Source organism: Infirmifilum lucidum (assembly GCF_014876775.1).
Classification (GTDB): domain Archaea; phylum Thermoproteota; class Thermoprotei; order Thermofilales; family Thermofilaceae; genus Thermofilum; species Thermofilum lucidum.
This window is the reverse complement of the sequence record NZ_CP062310.1, coordinates 507,668-523,020: the sequence shown is the minus strand read 5'-3', so window position 1 is coordinate 523,020 and position 15,353 is coordinate 507,668. Positions and strand designations below refer to the sequence as shown.

General features: G+C 56.4%; 18 protein-coding genes and 1 tRNA gene. 8 read left to right on the top strand and 11 right to left on the bottom strand.

Annotated features, from left to right (window positions below; all coding sequences use genetic code 11):
- The first annotated feature begins 16 nt into the window (after nt 1–16).
- On the top strand, nt 17–1,657 hold the full coding sequence (locus IG193_RS02885) for a M28 family peptidase (protein WP_192819394.1): 1,641 nt from the start codon (nt 17–19) through the stop codon (nt 1,655–1,657).
- Between the two features lie 10 nt (nt 1,658–1,667).
- Nucleotides 1,668–2,165: a GNAT family N-acetyltransferase gene (locus IG193_RS02880; protein WP_192819393.1), complete on the top strand. Its 498-nt coding sequence runs from the start codon at nt 1,668–1,670 to the stop codon at nt 2,163–2,165.
- Here IG193_RS02880 and IG193_RS02875 read toward each other — a convergent pair.
- The 6 genes from IG193_RS02875 to IG193_RS02850 are packed head-to-tail and all read right to left on the bottom strand — an operon-like array spanning nt 2,162 to nt 7,329.
- The gene (locus IG193_RS02875) at nt 2,162–3,058 is read right to left on the bottom strand and encodes a hypothetical protein (protein WP_192819392.1); all 897 of its coding nucleotides are present in this window, start codon (nt 3,056–3,058) and stop codon (nt 2,162–2,164) included. The two genes, IG193_RS02880 and IG193_RS02875, sit on opposite strands and share 4 nt — an antisense overlap.
- Nucleotides 3,059–3,064: 6 nt before the next feature.
- Nucleotides 3,065–4,015 carry a DHH family phosphoesterase gene (locus IG193_RS02870; protein ID WP_192819391.1) on the bottom strand — a complete coding sequence of 317 codons (951 nt, stop codon included), beginning with the start codon at nt 4,013–4,015 and terminating at the stop codon, nt 3,065–3,067.
- A 46-nt stretch (nt 4,016–4,061) separates the two neighbouring features.
- On the bottom strand, nt 4,062–5,195 hold the full coding sequence (locus IG193_RS02865) for an NAD(P)/FAD-dependent oxidoreductase (protein ID WP_192819390.1): 1,134 nt from the start codon (nt 5,193–5,195) through the stop codon (nt 4,062–4,064).
- Entirely contained in the window at nt 5,185–5,484 is a 300-nt protein-coding gene (locus IG193_RS02860; protein WP_192819389.1) for a (2Fe-2S)-binding protein, read from the bottom strand. The genes IG193_RS02865 and IG193_RS02860 overlap by 11 nt, the downstream gene beginning before the upstream one ends.
- Nucleotides 5,454–5,930 carry a 4Fe-4S binding protein gene (locus IG193_RS02855; protein ID WP_225876112.1) on the bottom strand — a complete coding sequence of 159 codons (477 nt, stop codon included), beginning with the start codon at nt 5,928–5,930 and terminating at the stop codon, nt 5,454–5,456. The genes IG193_RS02860 and IG193_RS02855 overlap by 31 nt, the downstream gene beginning before the upstream one ends.
- Nucleotides 5,920–7,329 carry an FAD-dependent oxidoreductase gene (locus IG193_RS02850; protein WP_192819388.1) on the bottom strand — a complete coding sequence of 470 codons (1,410 nt, stop codon included), beginning with the start codon at nt 7,327–7,329 and terminating at the stop codon, nt 5,920–5,922. The genes IG193_RS02855 and IG193_RS02850 overlap by 11 nt, the downstream gene beginning before the upstream one ends.
- A gap of 161 nt (nt 7,330–7,490) precedes the next feature.
- On the opposite strand from IG193_RS02850, the gene IG193_RS02845 reads away from it, so the two are divergent.
- Entirely contained in the window at nt 7,491–8,231 is a 741-nt protein-coding gene (locus tag IG193_RS02845; protein WP_192819387.1) for an oxygen-binding di-iron domain-containing protein, read from the top strand.
- Between the two features lie 25 nt (nt 8,232–8,256).
- Here IG193_RS02845 and IG193_RS02840 read toward each other — a convergent pair whose 3' ends face one another.
- The 3 genes from IG193_RS02840 to IG193_RS02830 all read right to left on the bottom strand — a co-directional run bounded on the left by IG193_RS02840 (nt 8,257) and on the right by IG193_RS02830 (nt 9,380).
- Nucleotides 8,257–8,556 (bottom strand): SHOCT domain-containing protein, encoded by a 300-nt coding sequence (locus IG193_RS02840; RefSeq protein WP_218042168.1) that lies wholly within the window; start codon nt 8,554–8,556, stop codon nt 8,257–8,259.
- Between the two features lie 263 nt (nt 8,557–8,819).
- A tRNA-Tyr gene (locus IG193_RS02835) sits at nt 8,820–8,986 on the bottom strand.
- A 43-nt stretch (nt 8,987–9,029) separates the two neighbouring features.
- Nucleotides 9,030–9,380 carry a hypothetical protein gene (locus IG193_RS02830; protein WP_192819386.1) on the bottom strand — a complete coding sequence of 117 codons (351 nt, stop codon included), beginning with the start codon at nt 9,378–9,380 and terminating at the stop codon, nt 9,030–9,032.
- A gap of 122 nt (nt 9,381–9,502) precedes the next feature.
- On the opposite strand from IG193_RS02830, the gene IG193_RS02825 reads away from it, so the two are divergent.
- Nucleotides 9,503–10,408: a CBS domain-containing protein gene (locus tag IG193_RS02825; protein ID WP_192819385.1), complete on the top strand. Its 906-nt coding sequence runs from the start codon at nt 9,503–9,505 to the stop codon at nt 10,406–10,408.
- On the opposite strand, the gene IG193_RS02820 is transcribed toward IG193_RS02825, so the two are convergent.
- Nucleotides 10,386–11,609, bottom strand: a complete 1,224-nt coding sequence (locus IG193_RS02820; RefSeq protein WP_192819384.1) for an Nre family DNA repair protein — start codon at nt 11,607–11,609, stop codon at nt 10,386–10,388. The two genes, IG193_RS02825 and IG193_RS02820, sit on opposite strands and share 23 nt — an antisense overlap.
- Before the next feature lie 128 nt (nt 11,610–11,737).
- Between IG193_RS02820 and IG193_RS02815 the strand changes: the two genes are divergently transcribed.
- The 4 genes from IG193_RS02815 to IG193_RS02800 are packed head-to-tail and all read left to right on the top strand — an operon-like array spanning nt 11,738 to nt 15,059.
- Entirely contained in the window at nt 11,738–12,589 is an 852-nt protein-coding gene (locus IG193_RS02815; RefSeq protein WP_192819383.1) for a QueT transporter family protein, read from the top strand.
- A 52-nt stretch (nt 12,590–12,641) separates the two neighbouring features.
- Nucleotides 12,642–13,418 carry an energy-coupling factor transporter transmembrane component T family protein gene (locus IG193_RS02810; protein WP_192819382.1) on the top strand — a complete coding sequence of 259 codons (777 nt, stop codon included), beginning with the start codon at nt 12,642–12,644 and terminating at the stop codon, nt 13,416–13,418.
- Complete coding sequence (locus IG193_RS02805; protein WP_192819381.1) at nt 13,394–14,251, top strand: energy-coupling factor ABC transporter ATP-binding protein; 858 nt, start codon at nt 13,394–13,396, stop codon at nt 14,249–14,251. The genes IG193_RS02810 and IG193_RS02805 overlap by 25 nt, the downstream gene beginning before the upstream one ends.
- A complete protein-coding gene (locus tag IG193_RS02800) occupies nt 14,244–15,059 on the top strand; it encodes an energy-coupling factor ABC transporter ATP-binding protein (RefSeq protein WP_192819380.1) in 816 nt (271 codons plus the stop codon). Before IG193_RS02805 ends, IG193_RS02800 begins: the two co-directional genes overlap by 8 nt.
- Here the strand turns inward: IG193_RS02800 and IG193_RS02795 are convergent.
- Nucleotides 15,048–15,353, bottom strand: a complete 306-nt coding sequence (locus tag IG193_RS02795) for a hypothetical protein (RefSeq protein ID WP_192819379.1) — start codon at nt 15,351–15,353, stop codon at nt 15,048–15,050. The genes IG193_RS02800 and IG193_RS02795 overlap by 12 nt on opposite strands.

Here is a 15,353-nt window from a genome sequence, read left to right as displayed (position 1 = left end):
CCTCGCTTCTACCTTTGTGAGCAGCGTCAAAAGAGTAGCACAGCTTGTTTCAGATATACCACTGAACGATGTGGTGGCCGGCTCGCCCGGCGAGAAAATGCTTGCGGAGAGACTCCGCGGCTTTCTTGAGTCGCTCGGCCTGGAGACTGGGGTGTACGAGTTCGAGGCCCTCTCATGGGAGGAGCGCTACGTAGAAGTCAGTTCCGGGAACTTGAAGTTCAGGGGTGTAGCCCTCCCCTACACCCTCTCCGGAGAGGCTGAGGGCGAAGTCGTATACATGGATGAGAAAATCCTCGAGGAGGAATGGGCTCCAAGCAAAGTCTCTGGTAAAATCGTCCTAGCTAGGTTCTACGAGAAAGTCGACGAGGCCGTATGGCAGTACGTACAGGCAGTCAGGTTTGGCGCTGAAGCAGTCATATTCATGGACATCTACCCAAGCCGCGTGCGGAGGATGGTTCTGACTCTAAACACTGACTACCGCTTCGAGGAGGGGACTCCTCCTCCAATCCCGGCAGTGGCCGTGAGCCTCGAAGACGGCATGAGGATCTCGAAGCTGAGCCGGGAGGGCAAGAAGGTATCAGTGAAAGTGGAGACGATCGCTAATCACTTCTCAAAGAGCAGAGTGGTCTATGCAGGCCCCCTAGATGGCCCTGTCTTCTCCGCACACATAGACAAGTGGCTTGCCGGCTTCACAGATGACGTGCTCGGCGTGGGCATAGTCATGCTACTAGCGGAACGGCTCCGCGAGAGTGCAGGTTATATCTTCTTCGGCTCCGAGGAGTCCGGAGCTCCGGGGTACAGCCCCTGGTACTGGATATGGGGGTCGAGGAGCTTTGCAGACTACTTGGAGAGGAGCGGGCTCCTCGAGAGCTTCGGTGCGCTCTTCAACGTTGATACGCTGGGCGGAGCAGAAATACGCGTGTCCGCGTCGACACCCGACGTGCAAGCAGGCATAGCGGAGGTTCTGGGTGGTGAAGCGAGGGTATGCCCCGACCAGGTGATATTCGACAGCTTCAGCTTCACGTTGAAGGGCGTCCCCTCATCAACTACGCATACATTCCCCGAAATACTGCCCGTGTACCACACAGACCTCGACACGCCCTCTATTGTCAACTGGGAGGGAGTTGGGAAAGCCACGAGTGCTCTGGAGAGAGTCGCGCTGGAGTTCAAGGCAAGGAGGTGGCATATGTTCAAGTACAGCGAGCTGACCAGGAGTATAGTGGCAAAGCTCGAGAGAGTCGCCCACCTCCCCTCTGCTCAGCGGGCGATAGACGTAGTCTCGGGCCTCAGGGTGGAGGACGAGGGGGACGCCAGGTTCCTCAGGCGTGCCCTTACGGGCCCAATGTTCTGGGGCAGGTACGACAGAGTATTCAGGGACAGCGAGGTATACTACCCGCTCTTCACGGACGCGATCGACGACATCGTGCTTCTTTCCGAGATCCTGGCTGGGGCTAGGAGCGTTTCAGAGATTCGAAGAATGAAGGGTCTTAGGAGAATAGCGGGGCTCGAGGCAACACTACCGTCGGTGGAACCCGTCTTCTACGGTAGAGTGCTGGACTCGCCTGCTTTCCTAAAAGAACTATACCACACGCTGGAGAGGATAGTAGAAAAGGATATAAACACCCTTTTGGAGAGAATACAAGCTCTAAAGAAATGAGCGTGTAAGCATGGAGGCTCTGGAGGAAGATAGTAGTAGTCTTTTACAAGTTAGAGTACGCCCCGCAACGCTTAACGACAGATCGGCCGTCGTAAAGATACTTAGAGAGTCCTTCACGGGCTCTTACAGGTACTGGGCTATAAGAGACATGGACGAGACGCTAGTCCTCGTAGCCGAGGTGAACGGGAGGATGGCCGGAGTCGCTGAGGTCTACACCACTCGCGTGGACGGCTACGGGAAAGTGGGCGTCGTGTACTTCCTTGCGGTGAAGAAGGAGTACAGGGGCATGGGCATCGGCAAGAGGCTCGTGCTGGAAGCCGAGGAGTTCTTCCGGCGCGAGAGGTGCATGTACAGTGCCGCCAGCACTGTGGAAAGCAACAAGGCTTCACAGGGTCTTTTCAGTAGCTTGGGCTATAGCCTCTTCAGAGAGAGGGACAGGGTCTACTGGGATCTTGTGGAAGCTCTCTCGGCCTACGAGGACGACGTAATTATGGTTAAGAAACTCTAGCCACCAGGCTTGACGTTTTTCTCTACCAAGTAATCCGTTATTTTTTGCTCTAACTCGCTATTTTTCTCAACAGCGCTCTCTAGGCTCTCGCCGGGCAGCGGCGGTGTGAACTTCACGACGTCAAACGGCGATACGAGGCTCAGTACTGCTCTAAACCTCTCGTAGGCCGCCCCGTGCGACACTACTTCGAGTGCACGGGCAACCTTTACGCCGTCAAAGAGTGCGGCTTGGCCCCTGTACACGGCTACCACGAGCTCGCACTTGAGGCCCGCGAAGAGCCAGTCCGAGACCCCCTCTAGCACCTGAGCTACACTTTTCCTCTTGAGATTTTTGAGAGCAAGTTCCACGGAATCCCTCATCGCGCCAACAATAATCCCCCTGAACGTCTCCAGGCTCTCCGTCTCGAGAATCCTCCCTGAGTGGCTGGAAGCTCTTTTAATGAGCCGGTCATTCACGAGCAGAACCCTCCGTTTAAGGGCCCACGCGTTCAACACCACGTCCATCGAGTAGCTCTCGCCAGCGGGTCTGTAAGCCCGCGCCAGGGCAGTCCTCCTCGCCAGATCCTCCTCGTAGGCAAGCAGCGCGGAGGGGACGCTCTCGCGGAAAAACAGGCTTATGTCGAAGGGGGCGGTGAGCAGGAGCAGCGGGTTAACGTCCTCGAGCCTCCACTTGAACCCTGCCTCCCTAGCTACAACCCACTCTCTAGGGTAGAGTGCACCGCTCTCAAGCCAGTCTGGCACTAGCTCGTGGTCGGTTGCCGTGTCCACTATCGCTACGGGCTTCGAGAAAGATGCCGGGACGCCGACGTCGGCTAGCGACTTGGCGAGGAGCATCGCGAGGGAGGTCTTGCCGCGGGAGTCGGGCAGGAGGCCCGTGACGTAGATGGCGGGCATGGCCGGCTAGAGTATACTCTTCCTCATGTTGCCGTTGCTCACGACAACGGCCTCTATCTCGTTGCTGTTGAGCTCTTCTTTCAGGACGGGCAGAACCTTCTCCAACGCGCCCTTGATGCCGAGCGCCCTGAAGGTAGCGCCAGCCGCGTACTTGTGCCCCCCGCCGCCGAGCCTCGAGGCTATGCTCGCGGCGTTGTACTTAGAGGAGGGCCTGGCCCCTACGTACACCCTGTACTTGAAGAAGCCCTTCGGCACCAGTACAAACGTGAACTCAGCTCCAGCTTTTTCTAACAGTATTGTTAGGTACCTGTAGGCTATCCTCTCGTCCCTCGTGAATATCACGATAGCCTCTCTAGGGGGCGGGCTTAGGGCTTTAGCTACTTCCTCCGTCTTGCCCCTGCTCTTGCCGTACCTCTCGATGAAGCCCCTAATTCTCTCATCTTTCAGGGCCTCTAGGCCTCTAGCGGCTAGGAGGGCTATTAGGTAGAGCTTTCCGCGGTAGTCAGCGCCTTTAACCGCTGCTTCTAACTCCATAGCTTCCTGGGATACGATGTTTGCGGTATCAGTCTCGACGGCGAGGCTGGCGAGCTTCGAGGCTGCAGCGTTGCCGTCCAGCTCTAGAGCTTTTAGCGCCAGAACAGCCGACGCGGGGGCGCTAGGGTCGTAGAACTCTCTCTCGGCACAGGGTGGGTTGGTTAGGTGGTGGTCAGCTCGGAGCACTGCTCTCCCGGGGCACGGGAGGTCTGCTACGAAGTCCCACTTAACAGACCTTATTAGCACACTCTTCTGGGCCTCTGTGGGGTAGGCCAGGACGACTACACCGTCTGGGTACTTCATCCTGAAGAGGGCCCCACTCACGATGCCGTCTGGGTCTCCCTCGTCGACGAGGGCGATCCTCCTTCCCTCTAGCTTAGCCCTTGCTATGAGGTAGAGCTTGTAGAGCAGAGTAGCTCTCATTACAAGTGCCCCCTGAAATGGGGAGAGCTTGGAATAAAAAGATTGCCTAGCCTATCACGGCGAGCTCGTGTATTAGCTCCCCGCGCTCAAACCTATCCAGGGTCAGGTTCTTGGCCTCCGGTATCCCGGGCCTGCCTTTCACTATCCAGTCTGCCATGACCTCACCGACTACAGGCCCCATCATGAAACCGTGGCCGCTGAACCCAGACGCGACGTATAGCCCTTGGAAGGCGTCGACGGGTCCCAGTATGGGGTGGTGGTCGGGCGTGACCTCGTAGTAGCCGGGCCAGTACCTGAGTATGTTCACGTCGGGTAGCCAGGGGAGCCACTTGGACCACTCTCTAACCACCTTCCAGAGGAACTCCAGCTTCACATCTAGCGGCGAGAATGGCTCCTCGGGGATCTCAACGCCCATCAGGACGTTTCCGTGGAAAGTCTGAACTGCATAGGCGCCGCTCTCGAAGTCTATTATCAGCGGGTCGAAGAGCCTCCCGAATTCTTCTGTTATAGCAGCGTGGTGGGGGACGGGGGAGACGTGAGGGTTGACGCCTAGAGGCTCTAAGAGCTCGTTGATATATGGCCCAGTAGCTAGGACAACCGTCTCTGCGCTTAGATAGCCTCTATCTGTCTGCACGCCTTCCACTGCACTGTTACTAACTTCTACTCTCACGGCGCTCTCCCCTACCCTGATCTCGACGCCCAGTCTACGCGAGGCCGAGTACAGCTTGTATACGGTGTCGAAGGGGCTCGCCTTGCCTGCTAGAGGGTCGAAGAGAGCCCCCACGAGTCTCTCAGTGCTAACGTATGGCGCTACCTCCCGTATGAAACTCTCGTCTACGAGCCGCGTCGGGACACCATTCTCGTTGTGTATCCTCATGTAGCTCTTGAGCTTCTCGAGACCCTTCTCGGTTGAGGAGAGCCACAAGTATCCGCTCCTCGAGTACTTCACTCCAAGATCCTCCGCGAGCTTGCCCCAAAGCTCTATGCTCCTCCTCATCAGGACTATGTGCTCGCGGCTCGTAAAGCTTGCCCTAATGCCCCCAGCGCACCTGAACGTAGAGCCCGAGCCCAGGTAGTTCCTCTCGATCACGGCTATCCCCTCGACCCCCCTGAGAGCCAGGCTGTAGGCGACCGAGAGCCCTGTTATCCCGCCGCCCACTATTACGACGCTATATTTCACGCCCCCTCACCTGGAGGAAGACCCTAGCAGGGACAGGCTCGAGCGGTGGCCTAACAGTGGGGTAGGCGAGTTTCTCTGGAGGAACGCCGAGCCTCCGGCCCACGTACGATATCAGGATGGGTATGCAGAACCTGCCCTGGCAGGGGCCCATGCCGACGCGTAATTTCCTCTTGAGGGACTCCAGATCCGTTATGCCCTCCTCCAGGGCCCTGTCAACGTCCTCCACGGCCACTTTCTCGCACATGCAGATGTAGGCCTTCACTTCACCCGTATGCTCCTCACCTCCCATAACAGCTCACCCGGAACTCTCACGTACACGACTAAAGTCTTGTTCATCTCGAAGACCCGTAGTACCTCACCCCTGCCCACAGGCTCTCCTCTCCGGTTCAGGAGCTCGACGACGTCACCTCTCCTGGGCCTCGGCAGGAACTCGTAAGGCAAGCCGACAACGTACCCATTGCTATCCCTGCCCACGAGGAACATCGCCTGGCCGGGGCACCCACCGACGCAAACACCACAGCCAATGCACTTCGACCAGTCAATTCTCGGCCTACCCCTAAGCCCCTCGACCTCAATCGCCTTGACTGGGCATAGGGACTGGCAGACGTTACACGGTATTTCCTCGATGCACTCGGTTACCGCCACAACCCTGCCCTCGAAGACTTCTCCCGGAGGCACAAAACCGGCTTTAACCAGTTCCTCGTACTCGACGTACCCCCTAGACCTATACCCCACTAACCACCACCCTCTCTAGCCCCCTTACCACCTTCGCGGAGAACGGCGTACCCCTCGTCTCCTGGAGCATCCTAATAGCTTCCTCGCGTCTCGAAACGATGTCCTCGCGCATGCCCAGTAGCCTGATTGCCGCTGAGTACCCTGCGATCCGGCCAGTGAGGATTGCCGTAGTCGCCTCCTCTATGCCCGATGCGTCGCCAGCCACGTAGACGCCCGGTATGCTCGTCTCCATGTACCTTGTCCTGTACGGCACGTACCCCCCTAACTCGCTCGACCAAATCATCTTCGCACCCATCTCCGCGAGGAGCCTAGCCTCTGGCGTGAGCCCAACAGCTAGGAGTAGTAGGTCAGCGCTAAAGACCTTCTCAGTCCCCTGGATGGGCTGCATCTTGTCGTCGAGCTCGGCGACAACGACTTTCTCCACTCTCTCCCTGCCCTCTGCCCTCACCACAGTATGATGCGTCAGTATCGGGACACCGTACCGCCTAAGCTTCGCGGCGTGTACGAGCCACCCGCCGATCTCCCTCATAATCTCCACTACTGCGAGAACCTCCACCCCGGCCTGGAGCAACTGGTAGGACACTATCAAGCCAACATTCCCGGCGCCCACAACGACAGCTCTCTCCCCCGGCTTCACTCCGTACTCGTTCATGAGAGTCTGGGCCGCGCCAGCCCCCATGACGCCCGGCAGAGTGTTCCCAGGGAATGCTAGAAACCTCTCAACCGCTCCCGTGGAGACTATGACTGCCCTCGGCTTGACTAGGACGAGCCTCCCGTCCTTCACGACGGCAAAAACGCCCTCCCTAAACCACCCGATCACGCTAGCCCGGGTATGGATGTTGACGCCAAGTGACTCGGCGCGGGAGATAAGTCTTTCAGCTATCTGGAAGCCTCTAAGCCCCCCGAAGAGCTCCCCCGACCCGAAGAACTTGTGCGTCTGCTTCAGGAGCTGCCCGCCGGGCTTGAAGTGTCTCTCGAACACGTCGACCTTCAAACCACTCTCAGCAGCAGCTATAGCCGCCGAGAGCCCTGCAGGGCCGCTACCGACGACTATCACGTCAGTGTCTACTCTCTCGGGCCCCTCCTCTACAGCGCTCGCCGGAGCCACGGGGGGAAGGCCCTGCTCCTCCTCCTCCACCACTAACCCGCCTCTGACGGGCTCTAGGCATGTACGCACGTGCGGGCGCCCATCGACCCTAGCCATGCAACCGGAGCAGTAGCCGATCATGCAGTAAGGGCCCTGCAGGGGCGCGCCTCTCTTCACGCTCCTGACGCCGCTAGCCCAGAGAGCCGCGAGGACACTCTCGCCCTCGTAGCCCTCTACAATCCCTCCATTGAACCTGAAGTAGACGGGTCTACCCCGCCTGAACTCCAGTACAGGGTGCTCTTTCAAACGCACATTTAAAGATTCCACCAGAAAAATAAATAATATTCTGTAAACAGATGCGCATAAACCAGCGCCAAGGCAAGGGTCAAGACAAGAACACCAGAGGGCAAGGGTTTAATTTCCTAGAAGGCCACGAGGCATAGTTTATAAAGGATAAGTGGATTTACTGGCCAATGATACCGCTGTACACTGATGAAAAGCATAAGGTCGTTGTTTTCAGAGGCTTCACGCCTAGGGGCTACGTACAGGCCAACCAGCTTGTAATAGCCGACTCGGGTGAAGGCCTGCTGGCAGACCCCTCCGGGCGCGTCGTGTTCCCGAAGCTCGTCTCCGAAATCTCGCTCGTCGTGCCAGCCCCCAAGATAAAGTACGTCTTCTTCTCCCACCAGGATCCTGACATCGTCGGAGCAGCGGCGAGCTGGTACACGGCACTGCCCAACGCTAAAATCGTCCTGCCAGAGGTCTGGGCGCGCTTCATACCACACCTGTTCCCAGCAGAGACAAACCCCTCAGAGAGGTTCTACTCAGTGCCGGACAGCGGCGCCGAGCTAGCCCTAGGAGCCTGCACCCTTAAACTCGTCCCCGCACACTTCCTCCACTCCCCCGGAAACTTCCAGATATACGACCCCTGCTCCAGAGTGCTCTTCTCAGGCGACTTATTTGCCTCCCTGACGCCCGAGAGCCAGGACTATGACTTCGTCGCGGACTTCGAGGCGCACGTCCAGTACATGGAGCCTTTCCACAGGAGGTACATGGCAGGCAACAAGGCAATCCAGGCTTGGCTGAACAGAGTGAGAGGGCTGGACGTAGAGGCTATAGTCCCACAACACGGTGCGATAATCAGAGGGAGGGAAAACGTCCAAAAAGCTCTCAGATGGCTAGAACAGTTAAAATGCGGTATAGATCTACTCTAACCAAACAGAAAAATTAAATTACTCATTACTCCTCGAGAATCTTCTTCAACCTCCTATACTCTTCTTCTGTTATCTCGCCCCTAGCTAACCGCTCTTTAAGGACTTCGAGCGCTGTTGACGAGCTGTGGGACTGCCTGCCGCTCGGATATAACTTGCCCAGAACCCAGAACAGGATTATTAGAATGACCACGAAGAAGACCACTGAGAGCAAAGCCATCGGTACCCACCACCAAGTCATAATCCCCGGCATCATCCCCCAGTCACCGCAAGGACAGTCTAGTTGCGTGATACCCCCGTGCGCACTCCAGATGTATGCCATTGTCATCACAGACACAGAGCTATGAACACTATTAAACCCTTCTGTTTCCAGACTGGAAAGCTGAGGTGAAAAAACTAGGATGGAATACTTCAAGCTGAGAAAAAGCCACCTAGATACCCAGCTTGACTGGAACTTTCAGGGTTACGAACCCAGCCAGTGTGCTACTGATGTTCACAGAGCAGGTGGGCTTCAGCGTCTCGCACGGGTGGGCAAAATTCGAGAAAGCGCCGAGTTGTGGTCATTCTCCCAAGCACCTAATTAGCAAAAAATCCCCGGGCCGGGATTCGAACCCGGGACCTTGGCGCACGGCCCATTGCGGGCCCGCCACTGCCGGTCTCCAGCCGGCTGGCACGGTCTCATACGAGGGGCCTGTTAGCCCCGGTCGCCGTGCGGGGTCGACCTACAGCCGGCCGCGATACCGCTACGCTACCCGGGGTCGTGGAAAATAATTTCGTGGAGGTTTATCAGCTTTTCGCACTTCAAGGCCTGATCCTCTTTATCTTCACGCCTAGCTTGGTGGCCACTTCGAGGGCCCTCTTCGTCGCGGGGGTCTTTCCGTACAGTGCTACTACTGGCTTTGCTCTGAGCAGCTTTGCTTTCTCGGCTACTCTTTGCACGGTATCGGGTTCCAGCGGTTTTGATGAGTAGTACACTTCAACTACTAGTTTCTGCCCGTTTCCATGGGCTATTATGTGTGCAGGGCCGAGCCTGGTCGGGTGGTTTATCCTGACGCTTAACCCTGCCTCGAGGTACCTCGACGCCACGCGCCCGATGACGCCGTACCTCTTCCTGAACTGTCTCGAGAGATAACGTATCCTCGCAAGGCTCATACGTTTTCCTTCTTGGGCCAGGGGGCAAAAACCTTTTCCACCGCCTCCACTTAAACTATTGTCGAAGTATTGTAAGACTCATGGACAAGCATTAATATGGGCTGTTATGAATAAACTGGAGTATGGTGCTTTCGCAGAGCCTCTACGAGCTACTCGTCGCCGTAGTGCAGCTCTACGAGGCTAACAAGAGGCCTGTCACGAGCACTGAGATAGCCGAGCGCCTTGGCAAGAGCGACGGCACTGTAAGGAACTCAATGTCCGCCTTGAAGGCACTAGGCCTGATAGAGGCACGCACGGGGCCTAACGGCGGCTACGTCCCCACAGTGAAGGGGCTGGAGTGCGTGAAAGCCCCTCAAGCACTCGAGCGTCTCTGGGAGCCCCTACAAGTAGTCGTGGACGACCACCCTAGCAGGATATACGCGTTGGAACTAGACCTCATCGGCTTAACAGACCCGGCGGGCGTCAAGGCAACTCTTAGAGTCACGGGCAGCATTCACCAGCTCAGGGAGGGCGTGAGGATAAGGGTGGGCCCTACTCCCAGGACTAGGCTTATGATTGCAGGTATAGTCTCGGGCGTCGACTTTAAGAGGAAGGAGGTTCTCCTGTCCGTAGAGACGTTTGTGGCCGTGCCGAGAATAACAGCGTCCGAGGTCATGACCCCAAACCCGATCGTAGTGCGCGAGGATGAGGCTCTCTCGAGTGTGGCGAGATTACTACTCAAGAACGATATACGGGCGCTCCCGGTAGTCGACAGCCAGGAGAGGCTCTGCGGCATCATAGGCGCTTCACGGATCGTTAGAGCCTACCTCGACGGCAATCACGATGCCAGGGTTAGGGACTACATGGAGAAGAACGTCCCCGTAATAAGGCCGGACACCGACATACTCGACATCATGAAGATACTAGCCTCGAGGAAGACCGGAAGGGCTGTAGTCGTGGACGAGGAAGGGAAGCCTAAGGGGATCGTCACGAGGACAGACGTGCTCAACAAGCTGGTAAGCCTCACTACTCTCGAGCCAAGAAGCTAGGTAACCTTGCCTGCCTCCTAACCCTCCTCAGGAGCTCGCTCTTCTCCTCTACGACGTCTAGAGGCATGAGAAGGTACTTCGAGGCAATCTGTAATGCCTCCTCGAGGCTTGAAGCTCTCTCAGCTCTCCCGCTAAGGGCCCTTCTAACGCTCTCCCTTATCTGCCAGTTCCCAACGGGTGCAAAGTACTCCGGGGTTATCTCCCTTATTGCGAGGACTCCCGCCTGCCTGCCGCGGCCCGCGAGGCTCTCCAGGACTGCTACGCGAATAGCGTAGTAGCCCCCGTCTTCCCTGCTCGGCCTGCCATCCTCCCACTCGTGGATGTCGTAGATCTCAGTTCCTCCGCTTGGCACCCACATGGATCCCGGGAGCCAGGCTTCGATCATCTCCATGCTCCAGGGGCCCGGGATCAGCACCAGTGTGTAGTTGTTCCCGATATAGTTCGAGTGGTAGACCTCGTAGTCCGTGATTTCGGGCCTGTCGCGTATCCTGTCCAGGAGGAAGTCGCCAATCTTTTTGTCAACAGCTGTGATAGCCCACCTCGTCGGGACGAATCTCTTCTCGACTCCTAGCACGCCTGCCGAGAGTAAGCGCTGGAGATAGTAGACGTCAAAGCCAGCACGGTAAAGCTCAATTATCGCCCTCTCTGCTCTCACTCTTTCCAGGGCCAGGCTATCTACACGCCTCGGAACACTGGGGTTCCCGAGCACCCGTATGCTCTCAGCCTCCCCCGAGAACCCCAGCGGCTTTAGTAGCGGGTCGAAGCGCGGCGCAAACACCGGGGGCCTCTTAAAGATGGCCTCAGAGTCCACAGGCTTGTAGGACATGGCGGACTCCCGCACGGCGTTGACTACCCGCCCTCCAAGCCTCTTGACCGGTAACTTCGCGTACGAGTATACGAGGCGCGCCCTCAGCCTCAGGATGTCCAGTAGACCGAGCCTGCCCCACCACTCTCTGGGGTTCTCGAAGAGCTCCGGAGCTTCCTCTCCCACGGGAAGATTGACCCCCACTCTCACACATGGGTAACCATACTCGCCAACTAGGATTGAGGGAGGGGTGTGGGATTCAAGAGACGTGCCGAGGTGCCTGCTAAGGCTTAACTGCTCTCTCAGCTTGACGAGTATGGGGCACTGCGGTAGCCCGCAGAGCCTCCTGGAGCCCTTGCACTGGGTACAGAGCTTGGGGTTAGGCTTCTTATACACTACGAAACACTATAGAGTAGTCCACGTTAATTTACCTACCTCTCAGGCAAACTTCCCCCTATAGGAATGCCTTCATTATTTATGACCGAGAAAGTTTATATACTACTCTTGGACTAGTTGTAAAGCATATGACAGAGCAGAAGGCGCCTGGAAAGGCGTTGTACTTTGCTGCAGTGCTCGTCGGCATTATCATCGCCATTGCGATAATATACGAGTTCTGGCTTGCAGTCGTCACGAACCCCAAGGATCCGTGGAGTGTCTTCCCAATTTCGCGCTTCTTCACACAGTTTACAGATGCCGTATTCTATGTCGGAGCCGTGGTGTGGCTTATAGGCACGGCGGTTTTTCTCCTGGAGCTGGCGGGCTTTACAATAACGGGCAGGGGGCTCAAGAGAACAGGACAAGGCATCGGGGACTGGGGAGTAATCGACATAGCGCTCGCGGCTCTCAGCGCGGCAGTCTACGGGGCTTTACTAGCAGCTACAGCCCCGATAACTATCGTCCCCGGTTTCACGTGGCTTAGACCCGCGAACTCCCTTGCCCCCCTCTTCGGGATGTTCTTCGGCATACCCGGTGCGCTTGGTGCAGCCTTCGGCAACCTCATAGCAGACATTCTAGCAGGATACTTCGGCGTGGGGTCTATTGGAGGTTTTGTCGGAAACTTCCTGATTGCGTACATTCCCTATAAGTTCGTGAAAGACCAAAGCTTCAAGACTACATCCTCGATAGGTGAGTTCTACATCTGGGGCGTTATCGTTCAAGCACTTGTCAGCGCGCTGTATATATGCTGGTGGCTTCACGTGACGCAGGCCTTGATCGGCTTGCCATTATTCGTAATCTGGGGGATAATTGCACCAAGCATACTGAGCAACAACATTGCAGTCAATGCTATTCTCTCGCCAATCCTCGGCGTGCTGCTATTCCCATTCGTTAAAGGCAGAGGCCTCTACTGGAAGGACAGGGTTAAGGCACCGCAATAAAAATATTTTTCTCCCTTTCTTTACTACAAACACCTTACAGAGGTAGCGGTTTATGTTTGCAGGCCTTTATATTGAGAGAAAGTCCTTGATGCACAGTTTAGATCCACGCTCAAAACTTCTGTGGGTCTTACTCGTACTAGTAGCGTCTATAGCCACACAGTTCAACGGCCTTAAGAGCCTGCCAGTTTTCCTTTCGACGATCCTAGCGCTTTCGCTATCAGGTTTAGGTTCAGGCCTAGCAGTGCTCCTCATATTCAACTCCATGGTTTTCTTGCTCGTGACTACGCTGATATGGGCCGGGATCTACAGCTCCCAGGGGAATATCCTCCTAGAGCTAGGCTGGCTAAGACTGACGGACGTCGGGCTGCTCGTGGCACTCGGCAAGTTCTTCCTTATAATTAATCCAATCCTCGCGTTTGTAGTCTTCTTTGCCTCGACTAAACCATACCTCCTAATGTGGACCCTAGAGAAGTTTAAAGTCCCCCACAAACTGGCACTTACGTTCGTGATAGCCCTAAGCCTTATGCCCACAATGGTTCGCGCAGCCGGGGACGTCATAGACGCGCAGAGGGCTAGAGGGCTAGCCTTAGACAGGGGTGGCATACTTGACAGGGTGAGGAAACACATTCCTATAATCGTGCCGCTCTTCTCCAAGATGCTCTCAGACATATGGGATCTAAGCCTAGTACTGGCAACTAGGGGGGCGGGCTACGGGAGGAAAACCTACATCTTCGAGCCCTCGTGGAAACCGCCCGATACCGTATTCTCGGCACTGTCTCTGGTGTTTTACGGGGTGGTCGCGGCATGGGGTCTGGGCCTGATAGGGTAGTGAGCCTGAAGAACGTCTACGCAAGGTACGTAACTTCCGAGAAGTGGATTGTTGAAGACGTCTCGCTAGAGGCGTCTAGGGGTGAAATGATAGTCCTAATGGGCCCCAGCGGGTGCGGTAAGAGCACTCTGCTCAATGTCATAGCCGGCCTCCTGCCGGGCGTCATCCCGGGGGTTGTAGAGGGAGAGGTTATCATCGACGGAATAAACCCTGTTAAGCAGGGCTATAGGGCTCTGAGGGGCAGGGTTGGCATCGTGTACCAGAACCCCGAGATACAGATCATAACACGCTCGGTGTACGAGGAGCTCGCAATGGCCCCTGAGAACCTTGGCCTCCCAAAGGAGGAGGTAATAAGCCGTGTTGAGTGGGCTCTCGACGCCCTCGGGTTGAGGGGGTACGAGAACAAGGATCCCCAGACTCTATCAGGAGGCGAGAAGCAACTAGTCGCTATCGCGAGCGTCTTGACGATGAAGCCCAAGCTACTACTCCTGGACGAGCCGACGTCAATGCTAGACCACACAGGCACTAGGCTCGTTCTAAAGGCGATAACGACTCTCAAGGAGGAGTATGGGCTGACTATTATTGCCGCTGAACACAGAGTAGAGTGGGCTGTGGACGTTGCAGACAGAGTCTATCTAATGGCCGATGGGCGCATAGTCCTAGGTGGCACCCCGGACGATGTTTTCTCGGACATCGCGGCTGTCACAAAGCTAGGAGTCCGCCCGCCCGGAGTAACCGAGGTAGCATATGAGTTGTACAGGAGAGGCATAAACGTTGGCTTCCCGGTGCGCCTAAGAAATTTTGAGAAATTCCTGGGTGTGTCCCATGATTAGGTTTGAAGACGTCGACTTCGTCTACCCTACAGGTGTAAGAGCCATACAGGGTGTCTCTCTCAGCATAGAAAGCGGCGAGTTTGTCGGCGTGATAGGCCACAGCGGTGCCGGCAAGACTACGCTGGCTAAGCTCGCGACGTCACTGCTCAAGCCGACGAGAGGCAGGGTTCTAATAGACGGAAAAGACTCAAAGAGCCTACCGGCGTCCGAGGCCGCCAGGATTGTCTCCTACGTGTTCCAGAACCCGGACATGATGATATTCTCCCAGACTGTGAGAGACGAAGTAGCCTTCGCCCTCAGGAACCTGGGCTTCCCCGAGAGCGAGATCGAGAAAAGGGTGCAGGAGGCTCTTAGAGCAGTAGACCTAAACAAGCCACTAGACACGCCGCCCCAGACACTCAGCTTCGGCGAGAAACACCGCCTGGCAATAGCAAGCGTGTTGGTCATGGGCTCGCGGGCACTGGTGCTAGACGAGCCAACAACGGGCCTAGACTATGGGCGTAGCTTAATGCTCTTCGACACCCTTAATGCCTTAAACGCCTCCGGCAAGACTATAGTGGTGATAACGCACGACCTGGATCTACTTGCCCGCTACGCCTCCCGCATAATCGTGCTCGAGAAGGGCAGGGTGATAAGGGACGGCAGCACGCTCGATGTTCTAGGCGACGCTGACTTCCTGGAGTCGCACGGCTTCATGCTAACTCACGTGCAGCAGGTAGCTAGGCGCCTAGGAGTCAAGGCAATAACTCCTAGCAAGCTGGCAGAGGAACTAGCGGATAGGCTACACGGCTTATCATCACCCAGATAGAAGTTTCTCCAGTTCTTTTATAACCTCTTCTTCGCTTCTACCAGACTCTACGAGCTGGCTCTCGGCGTAACCTGTCTTCCTCTCGCTGAGCCTGCGGGAAACTAGCTCTACAGCCCTCCGTACTGGGTGCGTGGCGACGTCCACGTAGGCCCTCACGATGCCGGTGACGGCAGCCTCTTGCAGAACAATGGCAGTGTCGGGTAGCTCAATCAAGACTCTTACATGCCTGTGCCCTGGCGGTATGAAGGCGATAACCCTCTTAACGTCCTCGTTCCTGTAGACCCGGAGGCTCAT